At 63.2% G+C, this 25,497-nt stretch carries 27 protein-coding genes; 8 read left to right on the top strand and 19 right to left on the bottom strand.

Annotated features, from left to right (window positions below; all coding sequences use genetic code 11):
• The first annotated feature begins 123 nt into the window (after positions 1-123).
• Positions 124-384 (top strand): multiple stress resistance protein BhsA, encoded by a 261-nt coding sequence (gene bhsA / locus ACJ8QI_RS03280; RefSeq protein WP_015377148.1) that lies wholly within the window; start codon positions 124-126, stop codon positions 382-384.
• Positions 385-452: 68 nt separating this feature from the next.
• On the opposite strand, the gene ACJ8QI_RS03275 is transcribed toward bhsA, so the two are convergent.
• Positions 453-869, bottom strand: coding sequence for a putative T6SS immunity periplasmic lipoprotein (locus ACJ8QI_RS03275; protein WP_442532067.1), 417 nt, complete (start codon positions 867-869; stop codon positions 453-455).
• 276 nt (positions 870-1,145) lie between these two features.
• On the opposite strand from ACJ8QI_RS03275, the gene ACJ8QI_RS03270 reads away from it, so the two are divergent.
• Positions 1,146-1,781, top strand: a complete 636-nt coding sequence (locus tag ACJ8QI_RS03270; protein WP_004939270.1) for a carbonic anhydrase — start codon at positions 1,146-1,148, stop codon at positions 1,779-1,781.
• A gap of 63 nt (positions 1,782-1,844) precedes the next feature.
• On the opposite strand, the gene ACJ8QI_RS03265 is transcribed toward ACJ8QI_RS03270, so the two are convergent.
• Genes ACJ8QI_RS03265 through ACJ8QI_RS03250 form a run of 4 tightly spaced genes read right to left on the bottom strand, consistent with a single transcriptional unit; the run spans position 1,845 to position 6,856 of the window.
• Positions 1,845-3,701, bottom strand: a complete 1,857-nt coding sequence (locus ACJ8QI_RS03265) for a M3 family metallopeptidase (RefSeq protein ID WP_089185694.1) — start codon at positions 3,699-3,701, stop codon at positions 1,845-1,847.
• A 46-nt stretch (positions 3,702-3,747) separates the two neighbouring features.
• The gene (gene ybiB, locus ACJ8QI_RS03260; RefSeq protein ID WP_442532066.1) at positions 3,748-4,707 is read right to left on the bottom strand and encodes a DNA-binding protein YbiB; all 960 of its coding nucleotides are present in this window, start codon (positions 4,705-4,707) and stop codon (positions 3,748-3,750) included.
• Positions 4,708-4,745: 38 nt separating this feature from the next.
• Positions 4,746-5,375: an FMN-binding negative transcriptional regulator gene (locus ACJ8QI_RS03255; protein WP_442532065.1), complete on the bottom strand. Its 630-nt coding sequence runs from the start codon at positions 5,373-5,375 to the stop codon at positions 4,746-4,748.
• A gap of 56 nt (positions 5,376-5,431) precedes the next feature.
• Entirely contained in the window at positions 5,432-6,856 is a 1,425-nt protein-coding gene (locus ACJ8QI_RS03250) for an MFS transporter (RefSeq protein ID WP_442532064.1), read from the bottom strand.
• 99 nt (positions 6,857-6,955) lie between these two features.
• Here ACJ8QI_RS03250 and ACJ8QI_RS03245 point away from each other — a divergent pair, with 99 nt between their 5' ends.
• Positions 6,956-7,795, top strand: coding sequence for a helix-turn-helix transcriptional regulator (locus ACJ8QI_RS03245; protein ID WP_149572101.1), 840 nt, complete (start codon positions 6,956-6,958; stop codon positions 7,793-7,795).
• Here ACJ8QI_RS03245 and ACJ8QI_RS03240 read toward each other — a convergent pair.
• The 4 genes from ACJ8QI_RS03240 to prpB all read right to left on the bottom strand — a co-directional run bounded on the left by ACJ8QI_RS03240 (position 7,792) and on the right by prpB (position 12,081).
• Positions 7,792-8,421: a LysE family translocator gene (locus ACJ8QI_RS03240; RefSeq protein WP_048321374.1), complete on the bottom strand. Its 630-nt coding sequence runs from the start codon at positions 8,419-8,421 to the stop codon at positions 7,792-7,794. The genes ACJ8QI_RS03245 and ACJ8QI_RS03240 overlap by 4 nt on opposite strands.
• An 80-nt stretch (positions 8,422-8,501) precedes the next feature.
• Positions 8,502-9,953, bottom strand: a complete 1,452-nt coding sequence (locus ACJ8QI_RS03235; RefSeq protein ID WP_442532129.1) for a bifunctional 2-methylcitrate dehydratase/aconitate hydratase — start codon at positions 9,951-9,953, stop codon at positions 8,502-8,504.
• 40 nt (positions 9,954-9,993) lie between these two features.
• Positions 9,994-11,157, bottom strand: coding sequence for a bifunctional 2-methylcitrate synthase/citrate synthase (prpC, locus tag ACJ8QI_RS03230; RefSeq protein WP_049200932.1), 1,164 nt, complete (start codon positions 11,155-11,157; stop codon positions 9,994-9,996).
• A 33-nt stretch (positions 11,158-11,190) separates the two neighbouring features.
• A complete protein-coding gene (gene prpB, locus ACJ8QI_RS03225; protein ID WP_049200934.1) occupies positions 11,191-12,081 on the bottom strand; it encodes a methylisocitrate lyase in 891 nt (296 codons plus the stop codon).
• Positions 12,082-12,326: 245 nt separating this feature from the next.
• On the opposite strand from prpB, the gene prpR reads away from it, so the two are divergent.
• A complete protein-coding gene (prpR, locus tag ACJ8QI_RS03220; RefSeq protein WP_442532063.1) occupies positions 12,327-13,916 on the top strand; it encodes a propionate catabolism operon regulatory protein PrpR in 1,590 nt (529 codons plus the stop codon).
• A 3-nt stretch (positions 13,917-13,919) separates the two neighbouring features.
• Here prpR and ACJ8QI_RS03215 read toward each other — a convergent pair whose 3' ends face one another.
• Positions 13,920-14,828 (bottom strand): DMT family transporter, encoded by a 909-nt coding sequence (locus tag ACJ8QI_RS03215; protein WP_089185689.1) that lies wholly within the window; start codon positions 14,826-14,828, stop codon positions 13,920-13,922.
• 136 nt (positions 14,829-14,964) lie between these two features.
• Between ACJ8QI_RS03215 and ACJ8QI_RS03210 the strand changes: the two genes are divergently transcribed.
• The gene (locus tag ACJ8QI_RS03210) at positions 14,965-15,399 is read left to right on the top strand and encodes an Lrp/AsnC family transcriptional regulator (RefSeq protein WP_038880548.1); all 435 of its coding nucleotides are present in this window, start codon (positions 14,965-14,967) and stop codon (positions 15,397-15,399) included.
• Here ACJ8QI_RS03210 and dinG read toward each other — a convergent pair whose 3' ends face one another.
• The 4 genes from dinG to ACJ8QI_RS03190 form a co-directional block, all read right to left on the bottom strand.
• Entirely contained in the window at positions 15,400-17,598 is a 2,199-nt protein-coding gene (dinG, locus tag ACJ8QI_RS03205; RefSeq protein WP_442532062.1) for an ATP-dependent DNA helicase DinG, read from the bottom strand.
• A 66-nt stretch (positions 17,599-17,664) separates the two neighbouring features.
• Entirely contained in the window at positions 17,665-18,057 is a 393-nt protein-coding gene (locus tag ACJ8QI_RS03200) for a tautomerase family protein (RefSeq protein WP_084826590.1), read from the bottom strand.
• The gene (locus tag ACJ8QI_RS03195) at positions 18,047-18,379 is read right to left on the bottom strand and encodes a carboxymuconolactone decarboxylase family protein (protein WP_049200944.1); all 333 of its coding nucleotides are present in this window, start codon (positions 18,377-18,379) and stop codon (positions 18,047-18,049) included. Before ACJ8QI_RS03195 ends, ACJ8QI_RS03200 begins: the two co-directional genes overlap by 11 nt.
• Before the next feature lie 124 nt (positions 18,380-18,503).
• The gene (locus ACJ8QI_RS03190; protein WP_038880560.1) at positions 18,504-19,160 is read right to left on the bottom strand and encodes a glutathione S-transferase family protein; all 657 of its coding nucleotides are present in this window, start codon (positions 19,158-19,160) and stop codon (positions 18,504-18,506) included.
• A gap of 241 nt (positions 19,161-19,401) precedes the next feature.
• On the opposite strand from ACJ8QI_RS03190, the gene ompC reads away from it, so the two are divergent.
• The 3 genes from ompC to ACJ8QI_RS03175 all read left to right on the top strand — a co-directional run bounded on the left by ompC (position 19,402) and on the right by ACJ8QI_RS03175 (position 22,378).
• Positions 19,402-20,499, top strand: coding sequence for a porin OmpC (gene ompC / locus ACJ8QI_RS03185; RefSeq protein ID WP_141970078.1), 1,098 nt, complete (start codon positions 19,402-19,404; stop codon positions 20,497-20,499).
• A gap of 179 nt (positions 20,500-20,678) precedes the next feature.
• A complete protein-coding gene (locus ACJ8QI_RS03180) occupies positions 20,679-21,530 on the top strand; it encodes a GNAT family N-acetyltransferase (protein WP_442532061.1) in 852 nt (283 codons plus the stop codon).
• Positions 21,531-21,547: 17 nt separating this feature from the next.
• A complete protein-coding gene (locus tag ACJ8QI_RS03175) occupies positions 21,548-22,378 on the top strand; it encodes a 5'-nucleotidase, lipoprotein e(P4) family (RefSeq protein WP_084826592.1) in 831 nt (276 codons plus the stop codon).
• 3 nt (positions 22,379-22,381) lie between these two features.
• On the opposite strand, the gene ACJ8QI_RS03170 is transcribed toward ACJ8QI_RS03175, so the two are convergent.
• From ACJ8QI_RS03170 to ACJ8QI_RS03150, 5 genes are all read right to left on the bottom strand, one after another.
• Positions 22,382-22,900 (bottom strand): GNAT family N-acetyltransferase, encoded by a 519-nt coding sequence (locus ACJ8QI_RS03170; RefSeq protein ID WP_141958472.1) that lies wholly within the window; start codon positions 22,898-22,900, stop codon positions 22,382-22,384.
• Between the two features lie 2 nt (positions 22,901-22,902).
• Positions 22,903-23,472 (bottom strand): helix-turn-helix domain-containing protein, encoded by a 570-nt coding sequence (locus ACJ8QI_RS03165; protein WP_442532060.1) that lies wholly within the window; start codon positions 23,470-23,472, stop codon positions 22,903-22,905.
• A gap of 69 nt (positions 23,473-23,541) precedes the next feature.
• Positions 23,542-23,853: an AzlD domain-containing protein gene (locus tag ACJ8QI_RS03160; protein ID WP_049200952.1), complete on the bottom strand. Its 312-nt coding sequence runs from the start codon at positions 23,851-23,853 to the stop codon at positions 23,542-23,544.
• Positions 23,850-24,560: an AzlC family ABC transporter permease gene (locus ACJ8QI_RS03155; RefSeq protein ID WP_087762164.1), complete on the bottom strand. Its 711-nt coding sequence runs from the start codon at positions 24,558-24,560 to the stop codon at positions 23,850-23,852. The genes ACJ8QI_RS03160 and ACJ8QI_RS03155 overlap by 4 nt, the downstream gene beginning before the upstream one ends.
• 71 nt (positions 24,561-24,631) lie before the next feature.
• Positions 24,632-25,480, bottom strand: a complete 849-nt coding sequence (locus ACJ8QI_RS03150; RefSeq protein WP_442532059.1) for an AraC family ligand binding domain-containing protein — start codon at positions 25,478-25,480, stop codon at positions 24,632-24,634.
• Positions 25,481-25,497: the final 17 nt, after the last annotated feature.

The raw sequence follows: 25,497 nt of genomic DNA, 5'->3' as shown, positions 1-25,497 counted from the left end.
TCAAAAAATCTGAACAAAACTGTCAACACTCTCCGATTTCATCCCGCCTGTCACTGCGCAATAATCCTCCCATCGAAAGGCAAACCCCTTTCTCCCTAATTCACTTTGACAGGAATGACCAACATGAAAACCATCAAAACTTTTGCTGCCGCTATCGCCCTGGCTACCGTTTCTTTCACCACTTTCGCCGCTGAACACGTCAGCGCGCAGGATGCCGCCCAATTCGAAAAAGCCGGCGTGATCGTCGCCAGCGGCGCAACCGACCTGAGCAGCCTGAAGTCTCAGCTGGCCGCCAAAGCCGATGCGGCGGGCGCCAAGGCTTTCACCATCACCTCCACCAGCGGCAATAACCTGATGCACGCCACCGCGGTTATCTACAAATAATCACCGCCCCAGACGTCAAAAAGCCCGCCGGCTATCACCCCGGCGGGCTTTTTTTATGTTCGCGTACGTCAGCGCTGAATGGGTACGACAGCGAGTTTATTACCATCCGCTTTATCAGCAACCACTGTAAATTCAGTCCAATATTTGCGCGGCGCCTCATTTGACGCATTGCCGACCGTCGCAATCTCAACCGAATAGCTATGCCCAATCTGGAACCCGCCGAAAGCCTCCGTCAGGCATTCGCCTGGCATGACCGCTATCGGTTGCTGACCTGGCGCAACCGAAGTGGACCATTCCGCCTTCCCGCCCACCCCCGGTTGATAAATTCCGATGCCCACCAGCTCGCGTTTTCCGGCAATATCGTCCGGCACGCTAATGCATACGCGATTGTTTTTAACGCTGACGTTTGCCGGATAGAACCAGGGGCGCCCCTGCACACAGCCGCTCAGTAATACCAACGCCAATAAAAAAGTCAGTTTTTTCATTTCATTGCCTTAGGGTTACGCGGCTCTTGGATGAACAACCGTAACACGGTTTCATCGTTAGCGCCGAACAGGCAAGACAGCGAGTTTCTTACTGTCCGCTTCTTCAGCACCCCACGCGTAAACGAACCGGACAATGCTGCCGAAAACGGGTAGAAACCCCGTATTTAATGGGGTTTGCAGGGGGGATGAGCACACATTTTTTTACCACCCCATTGCTGGACTAACGGGAGAGGATGATTATCATGTTACGCAGACTACAGATGCAGAGAGCGTTGTATGCAACATATTATTGAAGGTTTCCTCAGTTTCCAGAAAGAGATTTTCCCGCAGCGTAAGGAACTCTTTCGCAGCCTGGCCTCCAGCCAAAATCCTAAAGCGCTGTTTATCTCCTGTTCTGACAGCCGCCTGGTGCCCGAGCTGGTGACGCAGCAAGAGCCTGGGCAACTGTTCGTTATCCGCAACGCCGGTAACATCGTCCCTTCCTTTGGCCCGGAGCCGGGTGGGGTTTCTGCGACTATCGAATACGCGGTGGTGGCGCTGGGCGTGACTGATATCGTGATTTGTGGCCACTCGAACTGTGGCGCCATGAAGGCTATCGCGTCCTGCCAATGCCTCGATCCCATGCCTGCCGTTGCCCACTGGCTGCACTACGCGGATGCGGCCAAAGCGGTGGTCGAGAAGAAAACCTGGAATAGCGAAACAGACAAAGTTAACGCTATGGTGGAAGAGAACGTTATCGCCCAGCTAAATAATATCAAAACCCACCCTTCTGTTGCGGTGGGTCTGCGCAACAGCGGGCTGCGCCTGCACGGCTGGGTGTACGACATCGAAAGCGGCGAAATTCGTACGCTGGATAGAAACACCAAGAGCTTCGTGTCCCTGGCCGATAATCCCGACGTCTATTTCGAATAAAATAACGCCCGGTTTTAACCATTAAATAAAATCCACGCTGCCGCGTGGATTTTATTGTCAGCCTTAAACCAAACGCGCCTCTATCGCCGCGGCGAAGTCGCGGCACATCCGTTCGTCACCGTCGGCGTTATCCGCCAATACCGTCTCGCCGTCCACCACCCGAATGTGCGCCTCCAAATCGAAATCCGCCGGCGGCTGCGGGCGCGCGGCGGCGGCGGCCATGGTCTGCTGCGCCTCGCGCCACGCCTGCGCCACTGTCTGGTTACAGGCCTGCGCCAGAGAGTCCGGGTTGAACCCTTCGCCGGTCAGGCTGCGCAGCGTGTCGTCATGGCTGACGCTGTTGCCCGGCAGCCAATAGTGTTGCGCCAGATCCGGGCCGATGGCCGGGTTGTCCGTCAGGTAACCGTCGCGCTGCAGGAAGAACTGGCGGGTTTGTTCCACCGCCATCATCGCCAGCAGATAGCCCTGGTAAGAGCAGGCAGACTCCAGCGACAGCAGATGCGGGATCGCCAGCGTCGGGCGCGGGCTGCCGCTGATGCCGAGGATCTTTTGCTCGACCTCGCGCGCCAGCGCGGTGATGGCTTCCGGCGTGCGCTGCTCATCATCCCACTGATACAGCGCCCACTCGAAGTACGGCACCAGCAGGATATGGCGTTCGTTAAACGCGCGCATCGGCTGGCGCGCCGCGATGCCGGCTTCGATCAGCGCATCGGGTACCGCTTCGCCGGCGGCGTTTTTCGCATAGCGTTTCAACCAGTCGGCGTCGTCCAGCAGGCTGTCGCAGAACATCGACTGGGTTTCGGCATAGGCCATTGAGGTCGGCGGGAACTCCTGCGAGAAGCACGGCGCATTCTGGCGAATGTTGGCGAAATGCGCCGCGTGGCCGCCTTCGTGGAACAGGGTGTTGAGCCCGTAAGCGCCGCTGCCTACCTGCCCCGGCTGCGCCAGGCTGGTGAAGTTGATGCGCGCCGGCACCCATTCCCCTTGGCGCACAAACGGCGGCACCGGGCCGTGCATAAAGCCGTTCTCATACTTGCCTTTGCGCACCAGCAGATCGAGGTTCATCTCGGCGCCGCCAAAGCCGATGTGCAGGCGTTTGAAGCTGTCGACCCAGCGTTCCAGCGAACGCGAAAACGGGAAGTAAGGATCCAGTTGGCGGGTGACGTCGCCGGCGCTGGCGAAGCGCACGTTCCACGGCTCCAGCGCCTGGCTGCCCTTGTCGGCCGCCAGCTGCTGCAGGCTGCGCGCGTTGGCCTCGCGGGTTTCCCGCTCGAAACGATCCAGAATGGCGAACAGCTGCTCCGGCGTCATGCGCTCGGTTTTGTTCACCTTGTAGTCGAAATAGTTGCGATAGCCCATCTGGCGCGCAAAGCGGTTGCGCAGGCCAATCAGCTCCGGCAGGCCGTTATGCAGCAGCCATTGCTCCAGGTCGCGCAGCGCCTGCTGCGAGCTGCGGCGGTAGTCTTCGTTCGGGTTGGTCGCCTGGTTGGTCAACAGCTCGCCGAGCGAGGCCGCCACCCGCTGGCCGTCGACGTTCAGGTGCGTGACCTGATAGCCCTTGCGGCGCGAGTAGAGATCGGATTCGGCGTGGATGATCTGATCCAACAGCGCCTGCGCCTGCGGATCTTCAATGGCGTTACAGTCGAAGAAACGCAGCCAGCCTTGCAGGCCGTGGATCAGCGCATCGCGCTGCGCCTCCTGCGGCAGCGTTTCCACTCCGGCCAGCAGAGTGCGGATCTCGGCCAGCCGGCGCGGTTCGGCGATAAAGCGCTTATAGGCGCTTTCCGCGGCGGAAAAGCGCGCCGACACGTCTTCACCGCCGGTGCCCATGTAGTTTTGCCAGAACAGCTCTTCTTTGGCGCGGTGTACGTCGAGGTAATCCTGGTTCAATTGATTGAAGTAATCGAGAGCCTGTTGCATAACCGTCCTTCTCAGCCGATGAGGAAATATCCCAGTATAGTCGCGCTCAGGCCTGACGCAGCCGCTGCAGCCCCTGTTCCAGCGTCTCGCTCTCGCCGGCGGCCACCAGGCAACAGGCGATCTGCCGCTGGATGGCCTGCGGGATCGCCACCTCGCCCGCCAGGCAGCGCTCGGTCCAGCGCGCGGTGGTTTCCGCGTCTTTCGCCGCCGGCAACGTCGGCGTTTCATCCTGCAGGGTGCGCTCCAGCAATACCCGCTGTTCGCCGCCGGCAATATAATGAATCTGCGGGCAGCGCAGCGGGTTGGCGTAGGCTTCGCCTTCGGTGCCGTGCATCAACAGCCCGCGGGCGCCGATCTGGCGGAAAAACGACGCCACCCGGCCGACATACTCCGGGTGTGAGACGCTGGCGAGGCGCAGCGCATCCTGTTCGCCGAACGGCGTCGCCAGCTTGGCCAGCGTATGGGCGCTGTTGCGCACCCCCATGCGCCAACGCAACCCGAGCTGCCGCGCCAGCGGCGCCGACAGCGTGGAAACCGGCATGAATACCGCCTCGCCGTTATCGAGACGCTGCTGGGCGTGAGCGGCCTGTTCCGACCACGGCAGCCCCAGGGCGCGGAAAATCTCGGCGCTGGTCACGCGGGTACTGTCGTCCAGCACGCCGTGCACCACCACCGGCAGGCCCACTTTCGCGAGCAGCAGCGCCAGCAGCGGCGTCAGGTTGGCCTGCTTTCGCGCGCCATTGTAGCTCGGCAGCACCACCGGCAATGGCCGCCCCTGCGGCGCCTGCAGCAGCAACACCTGCTGCTGCATCGCCTGGTAGAAGCCCAGCATCTCCTCTTCGGCCTCACCCTTGATGCGCAGCGCGATCAGAATGCCGCCCAGCTCCAGCTCGGGGACCGCCCCGGCCAGCATCGCCTGATACAGCTCAAAAGCGGTCTGCCGGTCCAGGTCGCGCGCATGATTTTTGCCGCGGCCTATTTCTTTGATAATTTTGGTGTAATCCATCCGAAGGTTCCCCTTGCTCACTCTTCGGTTAGCATACCCTATCCGCGCCGCCGCTCAACCTCCGCCGCCAGCCGCCGCTGCGTTTCATCCCCTTCGCGCAGCCCGGCGATCACCCCATCGGCATCGTCGGCGCTGCGGTTTTGGCTCATCTTCCATTTGCCTTCGCGCCGGGTGACGGCGATCTCGATACCGACGATGCCTTTAAGCTGCGCGGCGATGTAGTTGGCCGGCGCGTCGTCGAGCCGCCAGGGCGCCGGGCGGCGCCCTTCCTGTTGCGCCGTCAGGTCAATCAGCTGGCGGCGCAGCCAGGCTGGGTCGTCCATCACCGTCGGCACGCCATACAGTTGCACCACGCTGTAATTCCAGGTCGGCACCACTTTGCCGGTCTGGCGCTTGCTCGGGTACCAGCCGGGCGACACATAACCTTCCAAACCCTGAAAAATCACCAGGCATTCCGCCGCGTGCTGCAGCCGCCGCCAGTGCTCGTTGGCGCGCGACAGGTGCGCCCGCAGCCGGATCTGCCCCTGTTCGACATCGGCCAGAAACGGCAGCGGATCGGCCGTCAATCCCTGCTCGCCGTGGCTGACCAATAGCCCCAACGGGTGGGCGCGCACCAGCGCCAGTTGGGCATCCAGATCGTCTTCGCGAAATGCGGCGGGTTGAAACATCAGTGTGGCTCCTTACGCTCTCTCATGATGACCACAGTAAAGCACCCGCCGGCGGCCTACTTAAGATCCGCTTTCTGACTATTTTGAGTGATCCGGTTTAACAAGATCAGGGCAATGCCCATCGCCAACAGATTAAATACCATGGCGCCGGCAAAGGCCTGCGCATAGCGTTCTGCCGCGCCGCCGTTCGCCAGCAGCGGCACGAAGCCGACGCCGCTGACCACGATGCCCAGCGCGCCTCCCACCTGCTGCACGGTGGCAACCAGGCCCGCCGCCATGCCCGCCTGCCGCTCCTGCGCCAAACCGAGCACCAAATTCAGCAGCGGCGTCATGCTCAGCGCCTGGCCGAATCCCAGCACCACCAACCCCGGCAGCAGCCGCAGCGGATGCGCCAGCGCCGCGCCCCACAGCGCCTGGGCCATCAACAGCGCCAACCCGGCGGCGTAAATCGCCACGCCCACGCTCAGTACGCCATTGCCCCAACGCAGTGCCAGCCGGGGCGCCAGCATCGACGCCAGCATAAAGGCCGCGCTGGCCGGGGCGAACAGGCTGCCCGCCTGAAAAGGCGTCAGCCCCGCCCCCGCCTGCAGCAGCAGCGCGAAGCACAAGAAAAACGAGGAGGCGGTGGCATAAATCGCCAGCACCACCGCCATGCCCGGCGCGAAGCCCGCCTGGCGGAACAGCGCCGGATCGAGTACCGCATCACCGCCGCGCCGCGCCAGACGGCGCTCCCAACGCAGGAAGCCCCACAGCGTCACCATCGCCAACGCCAGCATCGGCGCTATCCACCACGGCCAGCCGCGCGCCGGCCCTTCCAGCAGCGGCAGCAGCAACAGCGACAGGCCGATCGCCGCCAGCCACAGGCCTACGCCGTCCAGCCGCTGCGCCTGCGCCACCCGCGATTCGGGAATGCGCCGCGCCGCCCACAGCGCCAGCGCGCCAATCGGCAAATTGATCAAAAAGATCATGCGCCAACCGCTGCCGAACAGGTTGGCCTCGATGATAAACCCGCCGAGGATCTGGCCGAAGATCGCCGCCAATCCCAGCGTCATGCCCAGCCAGGCGAAGGCGCGCCGCCGCTGTTGCGGCGCGTACAGCACCCGCATCAAGGCGTAGATCTGCGGGAACAGCAGCGCCGCCGCCGCCCCCTGCAGGATACGCGCCGCGATCAGCAGGTTGAGCGATCCCGCCAGCCCGCACAGCAGAGAGCTCAGCGTAAAGCCCAACATGCCGAGTCTGAACAAACGCCGGCGCCCGAAGCGATCCCCCAGGCGCCCACCGGCGATCAGCAGCACCCCGAACGCCAGTTCATAGCCGGCGACGATCAAACCAACACCGGCGAAATCGGCGGCGAACTGCCGCTGGATCACCGGCGCCGCCACGTTGACCACAAACAGATCGAACACCGTGACGAAGCCGCCCAACAGCAGTACCGGCAGGCCGGGCAATGCCCGCCGTTCACGAGATAATGAATGTTCCATACCACCTCCAGCGATTATGATGGCCGCAGTATGGAACAGGGTTTAAACTGTTACTATATAGCCATTTATACTATTACTAACAGCAACAGGACGGCCGCCATGCCCCCACGTACCCTCGAGCGCACCCGCCACGAACTGGCGGATTTTCTACGTCAAAAGCGAGAACAGCTGTCGCCGGAGGCGGTCGGTTTGCCGAGCGGCAGCCGCCGCCGCACGCCGGGATTGCGGCGCGAGGAGGTCGCGGCGCTGGCCGGCGTCGGCCTCACCTGGTACACCTGGCTGGAACAAGGCAGGGAAATCAATGCGTCGGTGGCATTTTTGGAGAACCTGGCGCGGGTGCTGCAGCTCGACGCCGCCGGCCGCTACCACCTGTTTTTATTGGCGCATCAGCGGCCGCCGGTGCCGGTCGGCCATCAGTGGTGCCAGGTCTCACTGCTGGTGCAGCGGCTGCTGGACGACCTTGTGCTGCGGCCGGCCTACGTCATGAACCTGAGTTGGGACATCATCGCCTGGAACCCGGCGGCGCAGCGGCTGTTCGCTATCGGCGAACGCCCGGCGCAAGAGCGCAACATGTTGTGGATGCTGTTTGCCGATCCGCAGCTCAATGAACGCCTGCTGGAGTGGGAGGCGCAGGCACCGCAAATCCTGGCCAGCTTCCGCCGCGACTATGCCCGCGCGCCGGAGGATGAGGTAATGCGCCAACGGGTACAGGCGCTGGAGCGGGTATCGCCGCCGTTCCGCCGGCTCTGGCGGCAGCACGATATCCACGGGCGCTGCCAGGGGCGGCGCAGCTTCATCGTCCCGGAGATCGGCCCGGTCACCTTTGACCACGCCTCTTTCATCGTCGACGAAGAGAATCACCTGCGGCTGGTGATGTACAGCGCGCTGCCGGACGAACCGGCCAGCGCGGCATTTGAAGCGCTGCTGCGCGAGGGTTAGCGGCGGCTGTCGAAAATGAGCTTGCAGGCCAGCCCAGCGAATACCCCGCTCAGCAGGTAGTTCGGCCAGCGGGCGCTGAAGCGGCGGCCGGCGAAGCGGCTTTTCATGCCGCTGACCGCCAGGATCACCCCGCCGTTAATCAGCAACCCCACCAGATTCAGCACCGTCGCCAGCGCCAGCATCTGCACCACCACCGAGCCTGAACGCGGATCGATAAACTGCGGGAACAGCGCCAGCACGAACAGCGCCATTTTCGGGTTGAGGATGTTGGTGAACAGCCCCTGGCGGAAGATGCGCGCCGTCGGCACCGCCTGCAACCCGGCGGAAGCCTGCAAACTGCTGCCGGATCGCAGCGTTTTCCACGCCAGGTAGAGCAGATAGGCGGCGCCGAGCATTCTTACCGCGTCGTAGGCCAGCGGCACGGCGACGAACAGTTGCGACAACCCCAGCGCCGCCGCCAACGCGTGGCAATACGTGCCGAGCTGAATGCCCGCCAGCGAAGCGAAACCGGCGCGCCGCCCCTGGCTGACGCTGCGCGAAGCGATCAGCAGCATATCCGGGCCGGGAGTCAGCGCCAGCGCCACGCAGGCACCGGAAAACAACAACAGCGTTGCGGCATCAATCATGAATCACCTGATAAGAAGATGGAGGGGAATGAAGCATCCATCATAGCGACGCCGACGTGGCTTGTCAGCGCCGCCTCGCGTCAGATCACCCACAGATCGAGATACTCGTTGACCGGCATCTGCGCCAGCCGCTGCCGGTCCAGCGACACCTCGAGAATACGCTGCTGCTGCAGGGCCGGGAACTGGCGCGCCAGGTTGGTTTTGAACTTCTCGATCAGCAGTGGGATGCCCTCTTCGCGCCGCCGCGCATGGCCGATAGGATACTCCACCGCCACCTCATCCAGGCGGCTGCCGTCGGCGAACTCCACCGTCAGCGCATTGGCGATCGAGCGTTTTTCCGGATCGTGATAATCGCGGGTGAAGGCGGGATCTTCATGGCAGTGGATCTTGCCACGCAACGCGTCGATGCGCGGATCCTCCGCCACCCGATCCTCGTAGTCCGCCGCCGTCAGCCGGCCGAACAGCAGCGGGATCGCCACCATATACTGAATGCAGTGATCGCGATCCGCCGGGTTATCCAGCGGCCCCTGCTTGTCGATAATGCGCAGGCAGGCCTCGTGAGTGCGGATGCTCACCCTGGCGATGTCGGCGGCGGTTTTACCGGCGGCCTGCATCAAGCGGTGCAGCGTCATGGCCGCCTCCGCGGCGGTCTGGGCATGGAACTCCGCCGGGAACGAAATTTTAAACAGCACGTTCTCCATCACGTACGCGCCGTACGGCCGCTGGAAGCGGAAGGGTTTGCCGCTGAATGAAACGTCGTAGAACCCCCAGGTCGGCGCCGTCAGCGCCGAGGGGTAGCCCATCTCGCCGGTGGCGGCCATCAGCGCCAGCCGCACCGCGCGGGCGGTCGCATCCCCCGCCGCCCAGGATTTGCGGGTGCCGGCGTTCGGCGCGTGGCGATAGGTACGCAGCGACTGCCCGTCCACCCACGCCAGCGACACCGCATTCAGGATCTCCGCCCGGCTCAGGCCGAGCAGCTGCGCCACCACCGCAGTAGACGCCACCTTCACCAGCAGCACGTGATCCAACCCCACCCGGTTGAAGGCGTTTTCCAGCGCCAGACATCCCTGGATCTCATGCGCCTTGATCATGGCGATCAACACCTGCCGCATGGTCAGCGGCGCCTTGCCCGCCGCCACCGCCTGGCGCGAGAGCCAGTCGGCCACCGCCAGGATCCCGCCCAGGTTGTCCGACGGGTGGCCCCACTCCGCCGCCAGCCAGGTGTCGTTGAAGTCGAGCCAGCGGATCATGGCGCCGATATTGAACGCCGCCTGCACCGGATCCAGCTGGAAGCGGGTGCCCGGCACCCGGCTGCCGTTCAGCACCTCGGCGCCCGGCACCACCGGCCCCATCAATTTCTTGCAGGCCGGATAGCTCAGCGCCTCCAGCCCGCAGCCGAGGGTATCGAGCAGGCAATAATGGGCGGTGCGGTACGCCGCCGGGGTATCGACGGCCTCTTTCATCACATAATCGACGATATCGACCATTTCGCGATCGAACGGCGGACGGCGGGTATTGGCAGACTCAAGCATCATGATTCCCAAAGGCTCCATAGTGAATAACGATCGGCGCTCAGCGCTGATCCAGCGGTACGAACGCCCGCGCTTCCGGCCCGGTATAGTTGGCGGACGGGCGAATGATTTTGTTGTCCTGCCGTTGCTCGATGATGTGCGCCGACCAACCGCTCACCCGCGCCATGACAAACAGCGGCGTGAACATTTCGGTGGGCACCCCCAGCTGGTGATAAGACACCGCCGAGAACCAGTCGAGGTTGGGGAACATCTTTTTGGTGTCGCGCATCACGCTTTCCAACCGATCGGCGATGTCATACAGCTTCATCGCCCCCGCTTCCTGCGACAGGCGCAGCGCGATCTCTTTGATCACCTGATGGCGCGGATCGGAAACGGTGTACACCGGGTGCCCGAAGCCGATCACCACCTCTTTGTTGTCGATGCGGCGGCGAATGTCGGCTTCCGCTTCGTCCGGCGTTTCATAGCGTTGCTGGATCTCCAGCGACACCTCGTTGGCGCCGCCGTGCTTCGGCCCGCGCAGCGCGCCAATGGCGCCGACGATCGCCGAATAGACGTCGGATCCGGTGCCGGCGATCACCCGGCCGGCGAAGGTCGAGGCGTTGAATTCATGCTCGGCGTACAGGATCAAGGAAGCGTGCATCGCCTGTTCCCAGCTGGCGGAAGGCGCTTCGCCGTGCAGCAGGTGCAGGAAGTGGCCGCCGATGGAATCGTCGTCGGTCTCCGGCTGAATGCGCTCGCCGTTGTGGCTGTAGTGATACCAATACAGCAGCATCGATCCCAGCGAGGCCAGCAGCCGGTCGGCAATGTCGCGCGCGCCGGCCGCGCCGTGCTGCTCTTTTTCCGGCAGCGTGCAGCCTAGGGCCGAGACGCCGGTGCGCATCACGTCCATCGGGTGAGACGCCGCAGGCAATGCCTCAAGCACCGTGCGCACGCTGGCGGGCAGGCCGCGCAGCGCTTTGAGACGGTGTTTGTAGGCCTGCAGCTCATCGCGGTTGGGCAATTTGCCGTGGATCAGCAGGTGGGCAACCTCTTCAAACTCGCAGTGGCGCGCGAGGTCGAGGATGTCGTAACCGCGATAGTGCAGATCGTTGCCGCTGCGCCCTACGGAGCACAGCGCGGTATTCCCGGCGGGCACGCCGGATAACGCCACGGATTTTTTCGGCTTATCGCCAGTCGGGCTTTGCGGGGGGATCGCTTGGCTCATACTGTCCTCGTTTGGCTTCTGCGTGAATGGCGCTTATTCGTCGCGCTGGCGAGCGAACAGAGCGTCGAGTTTCTCTTCGAACAAATAGTAGTTGATGCTTTCGTACAGCTCGTTGCGGGTCTGCATGGTGTCGATGACGCTTTTCTGCGTGCCCTCCTCGCGCAGGGCGCGGTATACCCGCTCCGCCGCGCGGTTCATCGCCCGGAAGGCCGACAGCGGATACAGCGCCATATCCACCTGGGCGCTGCGCAGTTCGTCGGTGGTAAACAGCGGCGTCGCGCCGAACTCGGTGATATTGGCCAGGATCGGCACCTGCGTCGCTTCGGCGAAGCGGCGGTACATGCCCAGTTCGGTGATCGCTTCCGGGAACAGCATGTCGGCCCCGGCCGCCACGTAAGCCTGAGCGCGCTCGATGGCCGCCTCCAGCCCCTCCACTGCCAGCGCGTCGGTGCGCGCCATGATCACGAAGTCCGGATCGCTGCGCGCATCCACCGCCGCCTTGATGCGATCCACCATCTCTTCGGTGGAGACGATGGCCTTATTGGGGCGATGGCCGCAGCGCTTGGCGCCGACCTGATCTTCGATATGCAGCGCCGCCGCCCCGGCCTTGCTCACCGATCGCACCGTGCGGGCGACGTTGAACGCCGAAGCGCCGAAACCGCTGTCCACATCCACCAGCAGCGGCAGCGGGCAAACGTCGGTGATGCGGCGAATGTCGGTCAGCACATCGTCCAGGGTCGAAATGCCCAGATCCGGCAATCCCAGCGAACCGGCCGCCACGCCGCCGCCGGAAAGGTAGATGGCCTGGAATCCGGCCCGCTGGGCCAGCAACGCATGGTTGGCGTTGATCGCGCCGGCGATTTGCAGGGGTTTTTCTTTACTCAGGGCCTGACGAAAGGCGAGCCCGGGTGAGCGCAGCGTCATGACGTTTTCTCCGATTAGCCAGATGAAACAGACAGAGCAAGGGGCGGGCCAGGTTGTACTTCGGTGAGGGAAAAAATTAAACGCGATAAAAATAAATGAGTTACAACATATTCAGCGCCATTGACCTGGCAAAGGGGTAAAAAACGTTTCAGTTAACGTTTCAATCGTTGTTTCACACAGTAAATTTGAAACATCACTGAAACCGGGCTACACCTAATGCAGCCACTTCCATTCGGTAACCCACCATGCGCGATCACGTCATGCCGGACAAACCGGTGATCTGGACCGTCTCCATCACCCGCCTGTTCGATCTGTTCCGGGACATCAGCCTCGAGTTCGACCATCTGGCAACCATCATCCCGATCCGCCTCGGCTTTGAGGAGGCGGTGCAGCACATCCGCGCCCGCCTGGCGACCGAGCCTTGCGACGCCATCATCGCCGCCGGCTCCAACGGCGCCTACCTGAAAAGCCGCCTGTCGGTGCCGGTCATCCTGGTCAAGCCCGGCGGTTTCGATCTGCTGCAGGCGCTGAGCAAGGCGCGCAGAACCGCCGATCGGATCGGCGTCATCACCTATAAGACCCCTCTGCCCGCGCTGCTGGAGTTCCAGCAGACCTTCGATCTGCCGCTGGAGCAGCGCAGCTACGTCACCGAAGAGGATGCGCGCGGCCAGATCGCCGAGCTGAAAGCCGCCGGCATTCAGGCCGTGGTCGGCGCCGGCCTCATCAGCGATCTGGCGGAAGAGGCCGGGCTCACCGCCATTTTTCTCTATTCCGCCGCCACCCTGCGCGCCGCCTTCAGCGATGCGCTGGACGTGACGCGCCTGATGCGGGGCGGCGGCAAACGCGGCGGCGATTACGCCGCGCGCAATACCCTGCAACCGCGCTACGGGCTGGGCGATTTGCAGGGCAAGTCCCCGCAGATGGAGCAGATGCGGCGCACCATCATGCTGTACGCCCGCTCGCCGGCGGCGGTATTAATTGAAGGAGAAACCGGCACCGGCAAGGAGCTGGCGGCGCAGGCGATCCACCGGGAATACTTTTCCCGGCGCGGCGCACCGGCCAGGGGCGCGACGCCGCCGTTCGTCGCCATCAACTGCGGCGCCATCGCCGAATCGCTGCTGGAGGCGGAGCTGTTCGGCTATGAGGAAGGCGCCTTTACCGGCTCACGGCGCGGCGGCCGACGCGGGCTGCTGGAAACCGCCAATGGTGGCACCCTGTTTCTGGATGAGATCGGCGAAATGCCGCTGCACCTGCAAACCCGGCTGCTGCGTGCGCTGGAAGAGAAGGCCGTCACCCGGGTCGGCGGGCAGCAGCCGGTGGCGGTCGACTTTCGCGTCATCAGCGCCACCCACAACCACCTGGAGCAGGCGATTCAACGGGGCGACTTTCGCGCCGATCTGTTCTACCGCCTGAGCGCCCTGCGGCTGCAGCTGCCGCCGCTGCGGGCGCGCGGCGACGATATCGCGATGCTGGCGGAACACTTTCTGAAACGGTCACTGGCGGTGCTCGACGTACCGCTGACGGAGCCGCTGCGCGCCGCCATGGCAGGCTGTTACGCCGCGCTGAATCATTACGCCTGGCCCGGCAACCTGCGCGAACTGCGCAACATGATGGAGCGGGTGGCGCTGATGCTGAGCACCGGCGCCGCGCCGAGCGGCGAGACGCTGCGCTGGCTGCTGCCGGAGCTGGCGACGGGCACGCCGCCCGAGACGCCGGTAGCGCCCCTCTCCGCCCACGAAGCGCTGGCGCGGTGCGGGGGCGACCACGCCGCCGCCGCCCGGTTGCTCGGGATCAGCCGCACCACCTTATGGCGCCGGTTGAAAAAAACGAACTGAGCATCAGCCGGCGCGCCGGCCGTCCGAGGCCGGCAGCAGCCGCGCTCGCCGCTCGCCCAGCAGGTTCATGCCCGCCGCCGCCAGCAGAATGATCGCCGCGCCCAGCAGCTGCCACGCCGACAGGCGGTGGCCAAACGCCAGGCGATCCACCAGCATGGCGGCGACCGGGTAGATGAACGACAGTGAGCCGATCAGGTTGGTCGGCAGCTTCTGCAGGGCGCCGTACATCAACACATACATCAGGCCGGTGTGCAGCACGCCGAGCGTCGCCAGCATTCCCCACTGCCCAACGCTGGCCGAAACGTGGAAATCCACCAGCGGCAACAGCATCACCGCCCCCACCGCCACCTGGATCAGCGCAATAAGATGCGGCGGCGTGCCCTTCAGCCGCTTGGCCGCCAGCGCCATCAGGGCGTAGAAAAACGCCGCCCCGAGCGCCAGCGCAATGCCCGCCAAATAATGACTCTGTTCCCCTGCCTGCCGCGGCTGCGCCAGCACCACCAGCATCATGCCGCCGAACGCCAGCCCCAGCCACAGCAGCTTGCGGGCGGTCAGCCGCTCCCCCAGAAACAGCGCCCCCAGCCCCACCAGCATAAACGGCTGGGTGTTGTACACCGCCGTGGCGATGGAGATAGACGCATAGGAATAGGCGGCAAACAGCAGCAGCCAGTTGATCACCAGCGCGACGCCGCCGGCGATCGCCAGCAGCAGCGTGGCGCGCGTCAGCGCATCGCGCCGCAGCTGCCCCAGCGCGCCGCACACCGCCAGCAGCACCAGCGCCCCCACCGCGCAGCGCCAAAACACCACGTTGATAACCGGCTGGCCGGACATCAGCACAAACCAGCCGATGGAGCCGGAAATCAGCATCGCCGCCGTCATCTCCAGCGAGCCGCGTTTTATCTCTGCATTCATTCTGCGTTCCTCCAAACTTGCCCAGAGGCATAGCTTGCGGCTTCGCGGGGCGGCTTTCCATAGCATAAAAAAGGCAGATATGCTTAACTGCCTTTTTCTCGTAGCTATAATAAAGAAAATACCTAACGGAGGCGTTATGGATGATATCGATCGCCAGATCCTGACTCTTTTGGCGCAGGACGCACGCGCGTCGTTGAAGACGCTGAGCGCGCAGGTGGGGCTGTCATCGCCGAGCACGTCGGAAAGGCTGCGGCGGCTGGAGGAAAGCGGCGTGATCCAGGGCTATACCCTGAACGTCAATCTGCAGGCGGTGGGCTACGCCTTCGAGTCACTGGTGCGTATCAAGCCGCTGCCGGGCATGCTGAAGAAGGTTGAACAGCTGATTCAGGCGATCCCGGAAGTGGTCGAGTGCGATAAGGTGACCGGCGAAGACTGCTTTATCGTGCGGCTGGTGGCGCACTCGATGGAACAGCTCGACCACACCCTCGATCGGCTGGCCGAGCATGCGCAGAGCAACACCTCGATCGTGAAAACCACGCCGGTCAAACGCCGCCTGCCGCCGCTGCTCTGATTAACGCCGCCGCTTGCGGGCAAACGGGTTGCCGCGCTTCTTCTCTTTTTTGGCCGCGTCGGCGGCGGATTTCAGCGCCGCCAGATGCGCCTTGTCGGCCTCCGGCACCGCGCGCTGTTCGATCGGGAACACCGGCAGCGACGCCAACAGCCGCGAACCGTAGTTTTTGGTCAACAGCCGACGATCGTAGATCACGATCTCGCCGTAGCATTGGTTGCTGCGGATCAGGCGGCCGACCTGCTGGATCAGGTTGAACGAGGCGCTCGGCAGGCTCTGCACTTCGAACGGATAGCGCTTCAGCGATTTCAGCCACTCGCCTTCGGTAATGATCACCGGGCTGTCGATCGGCGGGAACGCAATTTTGTGAATGTGTACCTGGGTCAGCAGCTCGCCTTTCAGATCCAACCCTTCGGCGAACGATTGCAGCCCCACCAGCACGCTGGCGACGCCCTTCTCCACCCGCTTGCGGTGCTCTTCCACCAGCCGGTAGCGCGGCTGGTCGCCCTGCACCAGCAGCATCAGCCGCAGATCGGTCACGTAGCTGAGGAAAGTCTGCATCGCCCGGTGGCTGCTGAACAGGATCAGCATGCCTTTGTGTTTGCCGCTCGCTTGCTCGGCGCGGAAACATCGCGCCATCTCCTCAAGGTGCTCCGCCTCGTTGGCGAGCGCCGGTTCGTAGCGCATTTGCGGAATGACAAGCTTGCCCTGTTCGACATGATTGAACGGCGAAGAGAGCGTTTCGAAGCGATCGCCGGCCTTCTCGCTCAACCCGCTCATCTCCTGCAAACGCGCGAAGCTGTTCAGCGAACGCAGCGTGGCCGAGGTCACCACCACGTGCGGCACCTTGCGCCACAGCAGCTTCTCCAGCTGGTCGCTGACGCGGATGCCGACGCAGTGCAGGTAGAGATGGGTAACGTTATCGCGCAGCTCGCGCGTGACCCATTTGGAGATCGGCGCGTTGGACGATTTGTCGAGTGCCGCCAGCCGCCACAGCTTGCTCATCGCTTCCAGATAGCCCAGCGTGCGGCTCATCTGAATGATCGACCGGTGCAGGCGCACGATGTCATGCTTGCCGGTCTGCTCGGTGAGATCGTTAAGCACGAACTCCGCCAGCCCGCGCAGCGCATCGGTCAGTTTGAACAGCCGCGCGCAGCTCTCCACCATCTCCACCGGCAGCTCGCCCATCTCGAAACGGTGCTCGGCCGCCACGCTGTCGCCGGGCAGGTAAGCGCTGACCTGATGCTCGAAGATCTGCACCAGCTCGCGCAGCTCCTCACAATGGTTCTTCAGCCGCTCGCTGTTGGCCAGCCCCGGCGGATTCTTCGGCCGGTATTGGGTCATGCACTGCTCGACCTGGCGCACGATCATGTCCAACTGCAAGTTGGTCGACAGCGCGGTGATTTCCCCGTCGATCTCCAGCGCATCGCGCGCCACCTCCGGCAAATGGTGGCCTTCGTCCAGCACCAGCAGCAGCTCTTTCGGGTTCGGCAGCACCGATTCCGTCTCCAGCGCCGCCATCACCAGGGCGTGGTTGGCCACCACCACGTCGGCGCTCTCGATCTCTTTGCGGGCGATATAGAACGGACATTCGCGAATATAGTGGCAGTTGCGCCCCAGGCAGTTGGCCTTGTCGGTGCTCAGCTTGGCCCACAGCGGATCGTCGATGCTCTGTTGATAGTGATCGCGCAGCCCGTCCCACTCGAAGCGGGCCAGTGCCTTGGTCAGCTTCTGGCACAGCGCCTGCTCTTCGCCACTGGACGGCGCCAGCTCGTCGTCGAGGAACAGCGTCAGATCGCCCTGTTGGCTGACGTCGGTGCTCATCGCCGCCAGGTTGCGCGGGCACACGTAGCGCCCGCGGCCAAAGGCGCCGGTAAATTTCAGATCGGGGATAATCTTCTTCAGCAGCGGCAAATCCTTGCTGTAGATCTGATCCTGCAGCGCCACGTTGGCGGTGCTGACCACCAGCGGTTTGCTCTCCGCCCGCCCGACGGCGATGCCCGGGATCAGGTAAGACAGCGTTTTACCGACGCCGGTCGGCGCCTCGATCGCCAGATGGCGCGGGTAGTCACCGGCCAGCGTCTTCGCCACCTCGGCGATCATCTGGCGCTGGGGCGCGCGGGAAATAAAATCCGGTATTTGCTGCTGCAGGGCTTTGTACCACTGGCCAATCTGATCTTTAACTGCGGAGGAGAGCGCCATTCAACTCTTATCTAAACGAAATGATGGCGCTATTGTCCCACAGACCGCCCGCGGCGTCAGCCCGAGTTACGTCTGCGGATCGATCATCGAGGCGCGCCCGGCGCTGAACGACCACTCGTCCAACTGGGTGGTGGTGATCACCACCATCACATCCTCGGGGCGCAGCCGCAGGTTTTCCGCCAGCAGCGCCGCCAGCCGCCCGTAGAAACGCCGCTTGGTGTCGGTGTCGCGCGGCCGCCCGGCGGTGATATAAAACAGCACGAAATCCGCGCTGCGCGGCCCGCCGAGATAGTCGCGATCGTAGATAAGCTCACCGGGGCGGTATTGATCGATCACCTGAAATTTATCCGTCGGCGGCACCTCAAAGGCCTCCACCAGCGCCTGATGCAGGCTGTCGGACAGGGTTTGCAGATAGTCGGCGGACTTGCCCTGAAGCAGGGCGATACGGCTAAACGGCATGATTGGCCTCCTGTTCCAGCTCGCGCAGGCGCGCCACGGCCGACGCCGCCGCGGGCCAGCCGGCGTAGAACGCCAGATGGGTGATGAGCTCGGCCAGCTGCTGACGCGTCACGCCGTTGCGCTGCGCCAGCTGCAGGTGAAACGGCAGCTGTTCCACGCGGTTGAGCGCCACCAGCGCGGCGACGGTAATCAGGCTGCGCTCGCGCGGGCTCAGCGCCGGCCGCTGCCAAATATCGTCAAACAACACTCGGTCGCTGAGCTGCGCCAGCTTGGGGGCAATATCGCCGAACGCCTGTTGGCCGGCCTGGGATTCTGATGGCATCACACTCTCCTGTCAGTTGCGGATAGCCTTACGCTACCCGCCGCCGCAGCGAGTGAAAATCGGGATTTTCGGCAGTCTCGGTTCAGAAAAACGGGAGGGTTCCCCGCCGGGCGGCGGGGAGGATTCAGGATTCCAGCGGGGCAACGCCGTCGAACTGCGCGCTCAGCAGCGCATTCAGCTCCGGCCGCTGTTCCACCCGCTCAGCGATGGCGTACAGCCGCGGACAGTGTTGCCGGAACCACGCGCGGCCCGGCCGCCAGTGGCACATCACCGCCACGTACAGATCCAACGCGCTGAAGCTCTTGCCGAGAAACCACGGGCCCGCTGCGCCGGCGGCGGCGTTCAGCTGCTGCAATAAACGCTCGCGATAAGCCATTACCGCGTTTTTCAGCTGTTCCGCCCCCGCCGCCTGCGGCTGCCAGCGCTGCGGATGGTCGGCATAGGTGAAGGTGGGGTAAATCTCCGCGTTGATGAACAGCAGCCAGCGCAGAAAACGCGGCAACAGCGGCGAACCGCCGGGCGGCGCCAGCTCGGCATGCGGTGCGCGATCGTGCAGCAGCAGAATAATCGCCGCACTCTCCGTCATCACTTCGTCATTGGGCAACACCAAGGTGGGCACCTGACCCAACGGGTTCAGCGCCAGCAGGCGATCGCGCTCCGGGCCGTCCTGCGTGTAGTCCACTTCCTCATAGCCCCAGGGGAAAGCGGTCAACGCCAACGCGGCGGCCACGATCGTCGAGCCGCAGCCCTGCGTACCGAACAAAGTATAAGTATCGTGCATGATTCCTCCCGCAGCGGAACAAGGTATCGGTAACTGTAGACCAGCCGCCGACCATCGGCTGAAGAAAAAATTCACCCTTTGCGCGACTTTTTTAATCGTTCGACATGAAAATGAATTTTTTGTCATAAATAGATCACATTACTACGGTAAAAATTCTCCGCCGCAAACAATCAGGCGGCACAGTAAAACAGCAATGCAACTGATGATAAGCGTCTTTCAATCGAATAAAGCAGGGTAACTCATGAAACGTAATCTTCTGGCCGTTATTATTCCGGCACTTTTACTTGCGCAAGCGGCACAGGCAGCAGAAATCTACAATAAAGACGGCAACAAACTCGATTTTTACGGTCGTGTGAAAGCCCTGCATTATTTCTCCGATGATGCCGGCAACGACGGTGATAAAACCTACGTCCGTATCGGCTTTAAAGGCGCGACTCAGATTAATGACATGCTGACCGGTTACGGCCAGTGGGAATATCAGATCGCCGCCAACCATTCTGAATCCGACGGCACTAAAGACACTAAAACGCGTCTGGGCTTCGCCGGTCTGAAATATAAAGACTTCGGCTCTTTCGATTACGGTCGCAACTACGGCATTATTTACGACGTCGGCGCCTGGACGGATATGCTGCCTGAATTCGGCGACGATGCTTACGTCAAGACCGACAACTTCATGAACGGCCGCACCAACGGCGTTGCCACCTACCGTAATAACAACTTCTTCGGTCTGGTTGACGGCCTGAAATTCGCCGTGCAGTACCAGGGCAAGAACGAAAACGACGGCCGCTCCGCCAGCAAGGCGAACGGCGACGGTTGGGGCCTTTCCTCCAGCTATGAAATTATCGACGGCCTGAGCGTGGGCGCCGCCTATGCCTCTTCCAACCGTACCGCCAGCCAGAAAGCGGGCACCTTCGGCAAAGGCGACAAGGCCGATATCTGGGCCGCCGGTCTGAAATACGACAACAACGATGTCTACCTGGCTGCCACCTACTCGGAAAGCCGCAACATCGCGCCTATTTCCGGCACCGCCACCATCAATAACCGTTCCACCTCCGTCAGCGGCTTCGCCAATAAAGCGGAAGGCCTGGAATTGGTTGCGCAATATCAGTTCGATTTCGGTCTGCGCCCATCGCTGGGTTACGTTCAGCAGAAAGGCAAAGATATTGAAGGCATCGGCGATGCCGACCTGGTGAAATATATCGATGTCGGCGCGTACTACTATTTCAACAAGAACATGTCGACCTATGTCGACTATAAAATCAACCAGCTCGACAGCAATAACAAGCTGGGTCTGAAAGACGACAACGTGATTGCCGTCGCCCTGACCTACCAGTTCTGATGTGATGAATGAATAACCACCACTGCAAACTTTAGCGTCACTTGATACCCAGAGTTTTATTTCGCCGGGCGGCTGCGTCCGGCTTTTTTGTTTTTATTTTCCCGCCAACGAATGCCCCCGCTTGCCTTGCAAAACAAACGGGTCTACATGTATAGCTTTCCCCCCGAGCGGAATCAGCCATGCATAACGACGGACGCTTCGACTACCACAACGCCCTGCGCTACAGCAGCAACGAACTGGCAAACATCCTCAACCACTGTTTTGAAAACTACATCGTGCGCTTCGTGCTCGACGGACCGACCTTCGCCGCCCGCTTCGGCGCTGAGGATCTCAGCCTGAACGACAGCCTGATCGTCACCCACCGCCATGAACCGGTGGCGGTGGCGCTGATCGCCCGCCGCGGCCGGCACAGCCGGATTGCGGCCTTTTCCGTGCGCCCGGAGATGCGCGGCCAGGGGCTGGGCAAGGCGCTGATGCAGCGGCTGGTGGCGGATGCCCGCCAGCGCGGCGACCGACGGCTGTCGCTGGAAGTGATCGAAGGCAACGAAGCCGCGCTGGCGCTGTATCATCGCGCCGGGCTGCGCATCGTGCGCACCCTGACCGGCCATCAGGCGCCGGCGGAAGCGCCGCCAGGCACGGCGGCGCTGCAGGCAGTCGATCCGCTGACCGTCAGCCATCGCCTGACGGCGGAAGGCGCCACCGACCTGCCCTGGCTGATCGCCCCCGAATCGCTGTTCAAGCTGCCGGGCAAACCGCAGGCCTATACGCTCAATCGTCAAGCCTACGCCGTGGTGATGCCCGGCGCCGAGCACTGCTGGCTGCGCCTGATCTACGTGCCGCCGCAGCACCGCGGCCAGGGGCATGCGCGCGCCTTGCTGGCCGCCCTGCAAGCGCGGTTCGCCCCTTTGCCGCTGACCGCCAACGTCTTTGTGCCCGAGGTGGCGGCCCCCTTCTTTACGCATCTTGGCTGGCGGCAGGATCCCCTGCGCCAGTTCGAGATGGATATGCTGCTGGACAACCCACAAGAATAAAACCGAGAGAGATAACGATGGCAGGAAAACAGGCAAGGAAACTCACCCTCGGCGCGGCGGTCGGCGTCGCGCTGCTGACGTTGGCCGGTTGCGCGCAGCCGCCGCACACCGACGCCCAGGCCCAGCAACGGCTGGCGGATCAGTCGGTGCTGGCGGTGAACTGGTTCCAACAGTCCGGCGAATACCAGGCGTTGGCGCATCAGGCGTTCAACAGCGCGCAGCGCGCCTTCGATCAGGCCAAGGCCGCGCCGGGCCGTAAAAAGGCGGTGGTGGTCGATCTGGATGAAACCATGCTGGACAACAGCGCCTACTCCGGCTGGCAGGCGCAGCAGGGCCAGCCGTACGACGGCGCCACCTGGGCCCAATGGACGCAGGCCGAACAGGCCGGCGCGGTGCCGGGCGCGGTGTCGTTTGCCCGTTACGTTAATACCCATCAGGGGACGATGTTCTACGTATCGAACCGCAAGCAGAGCGAGTACGCCGCCACGGTGGCCAACATGCAGAAGCTCGGTTTCACCGGCATGTCGGAAAAGACCGTGCTGCTCAGCACCGACACCTCCAATAAGCAGGCGCGCTTCGACGCCATCAAACAAGCCGGCTATGACATCGTGGTGTACGCGGGCGATAACCTGAACGACTTCGGCGCCGCGACTTACCACAAGGACAATGCGCAGCGCCGGGCATTCGTCAGCGAGAACCAGGGCAAGTTCGGCACCGAATACATCGTGCTGCCCAACCCGATGTACGGCGATTGGGAAAGCGGGCTGGCCCGCGATTACAACAAGCTGACGCCGCAGCAGAAGCTGCAGGTGCGCCAGCAGGCGATCAAAGCCTGGCGCGGGCGCTAAGCCTCACAGCAGTTTGTACATATAGCAGGTGGCTTCCAACGCCCCGCCGTCGCTGGCGCGGGCGTATTGTGGGATGTCACCTGCCGCTTCGAACCCCAATTGGCAGTACAACCCCTGCGCCGCGCTGCCGCTCAGGGTATCCAGCACCAACAGGCTGCGGCGATGACGCGCCGCCAGCGCCTGCACTTCCTGCATCAACAGCCGCGCGACGCCCTGCCGCCGCGCCTGCGGGTGCACCATCAGCTTGACCACTTCCGCCCGGTGGCGGCCATTGTCCGGCATCGCCAACAGCAGCTGCACGGTGCCGACCGGCCGCCCGTTCGCGAGCGCCACCAGCATCGCGCGCTCGCCCCGCGCCAGGGCCGGCAGCAGCCCCTGCCAAAACGCCCGCGCCTGTTCCAGCGTAAAAGGCATGACAAAACCGATGCTGGCGCCGTGCGCCACGCTGGCGTGCAGCATTTCGGCCAGGTCGGCCAGGGCGTTGTGCGCCGCGTCGGCGTCCCACTGTTGTAATTCAATCATGGCTATGGCCTGCAGATAACGAGCGTGTAATGGGCCGGCTCATCGCCGGGGACATGGAAACGGGAAGCGCCGAACAGGCGGTAGCGCAGACAATCGCCGGGCGACAGCTGGAAAACACGCCCTTCCAGCGTCAGCTCCAGCTGCCCGGACAGCAGCCAGAGGTGATGCTCCAGCGCCGGAATCGACGGCAGGTCGTAATCGATCTGCGCGCCGGCATCGAGCCGGGCTTCGATAAATTCGGCCTTATACAGCGCGGCAGGCGGGGAAACGGAGCGACGGTGAAAACCGCTGGCGCGATCGACCCATACCGGCTGTTGCGGCGGCCGCAGCAGCTCCGGCGGTTCGTCTTCGATTTCGCTCAGCAGGCGCGACATGGTCAACCCGTAGGCGGCGCACAGCCGGTTCAGCAGCGACGCCGTCGGGCTGGTTTCGGTGCGCTCCACCCGCGAGAGCGTCGCCCGGCTAAGGCCGGTGCGTTGCGCCAGCGCCTCCAGCGACCACCCCTGCTGCTGGCGCAAATCCGCCAACCGCTGCGCCAACCTCAGGTCAGCCGTCTCCAAACCGTTATCCATCGCTCACACTCCGCCGAAAAATCCCACATAAGAGAAATAATCTCAAATTAGAGATATGGCAAGCGAATTTTAAAAAATGCCGCGCAGCGCGATAAATATCAGCAGGCTCAGCAACACCACCGCCAGCATGTTGCGCAGAAAGAACGCCAATATCACCGCAAACACCGCCCCCCACAGGTAAGGGTTATCCGGCGCGGCGCGCAGCTGGTCGCCGCTGAAGGCGATAATCGGCCCGCAAATGGCCGTCAGCACCGCCGGCACGGAAAAGCTCAGCAGGGTTTTGACGCGCGGCGATAACCGCAGTGGCAATCCCGGCGCCAAAAAGCAGTAGCGGTTGAAGAACACCACCAGCCCCATCAAGACTATCGTCAGCCAGATCATCGGCGCCCCCCGCTGCACAGCAGCCCGACCAGCATCGCCGCCACGGTGGCGATCACCAGTGCGCCCGGCGTCTGGAAATAGTGCAACACAATGGAAAGCAGCAGCGCGGTCAGCACGCAGGCCAACACCGGCAGGCTGCGCACCAGCGGCACCACGATGGCGATAAAGGTGGCGGCGATGGAAAAATCCAGCCCATAACCGTCCAGATCCCCGGCGCTGCCGGCGGCTACGATGCCGAGCAGCGTGGAGAGAAACCAGCACAGGTAAAAGGTCAGCCCGGCGCCCAGCGCATACCAGCGGTCGAAACGCGCCGGCGCCTGTTCGCCGGTCAGCGCAAACAGTTCATCGGTGAGCAAGAATCCCAGGGCCAGCCGCCAGCGTAACGGCAGCGGCGCAATGCGCTCCCGCAGCCGCAGCGCATAGAGAAAATGCTGGGCGGTGACGAAAAAGGTCGACAGCAGGATCGCCAGCAGCCCGGCGCCGCCCTTGATCATGCCCATCGCCACCAGCTGCGCCGCCCCGGCGAACACGATAGCCGACATGCCCAGCCCCTGCGCCGGCGTCAGGCCGCTTTGCAGGGCCATCGAGCCCGCCAGTACGCCCCACGGTACCACCGCCAGGCACAGCGGCAAGATCGCCACCCCACCCTGCAGCGCGGGGCGCAGGCGGGCAGACGGCGGCGTGATGAGGGGGATTGAATCAGTCATGGGCTTCTCCTTCGGTTGAAGAAGCCAGCTTACGGCGCAGGCGCACACGGGTATTGCACCCGATTGCCCGACTATTTCAGCGATTTGACGTAGTCGCCCGGCGTGATGCCCATCGACTTGCGAAAATGGCGGTGGAAATGGCTTTGATCGTGAAAACCGCAGCTCAGCGCGCTGTCCAGCACGCTGCTGCCGGCCTTCAGCATGCCGCGCGCTTTACGCAGCCGCGCCTGAATTTGATAGGCGTGCGGCGGCAGACCGGTGGTCTGTTGAAACTGCCGCAGCAGGTAATAAGGGCTGAGCGCCACCCGCTCCGCCAGCTCCAGCAGCGAAATGTCCGCCTCGGGGAAATCGTCGAGAAAGGCTTTCACCCGCGCCACCTGACTTTGCGCCCGGCTCTGCGGCGCAGGGTCGATACGGCTTTTGCCGTGCCGCAGCATCAGCCAGGTCAGCGCCGAGAACACCATGGTCTCTTTCATCAGCCGGTTCTCATCGCTGCGCAGCAGGCTGAACGCCATCCGCAGCTGGCCGGCCAGGCCGACGTCATGCACCACCGGGTTGGGGAAATAAGGCGTCGCGCCGGCGCCGGTTTTCAGATCGCGCGACAAAAAGGCCAGCAGCTCCGGCGTCGGGTACATCGCCTGATACGACCATCCCTCTTCGGTGGCGGAACTGCCGGTGTGGATGTCGTCGGCGTTGACCAGAATGATGCTGCCCAGCGGCGCCACGTGTTCGCCGCCGGTGCGGTAGAAGCGCTGGGCGCCGTCGTCGATGACGCCCACGCAGAAGCCTTCATGGCTGTGGCGCGAGAAGGTTTGGCGGCGGTAGGTGGCCTGCAGCACTTCCAGCCCGCCGAGATCGTCGACGTGCATGAAATGGGCCTGTTCCCGGGATGCTTTGCGCGCTGCGCCTTCCACCTTCATCTTGCCTACCTCCGCTG

Origin of the sequence: Serratia sp. CY84636 (genome assembly GCF_052166245.1) — a bacterium.
GTDB classification, from domain to species: domain Bacteria; phylum Pseudomonadota; class Gammaproteobacteria; order Enterobacterales; family Enterobacteriaceae; genus Serratia; species Serratia nevei.
Note: the sequence above shows the minus strand (reverse complement) of the source record. Positions and strands in the feature narration are given on the sequence as shown.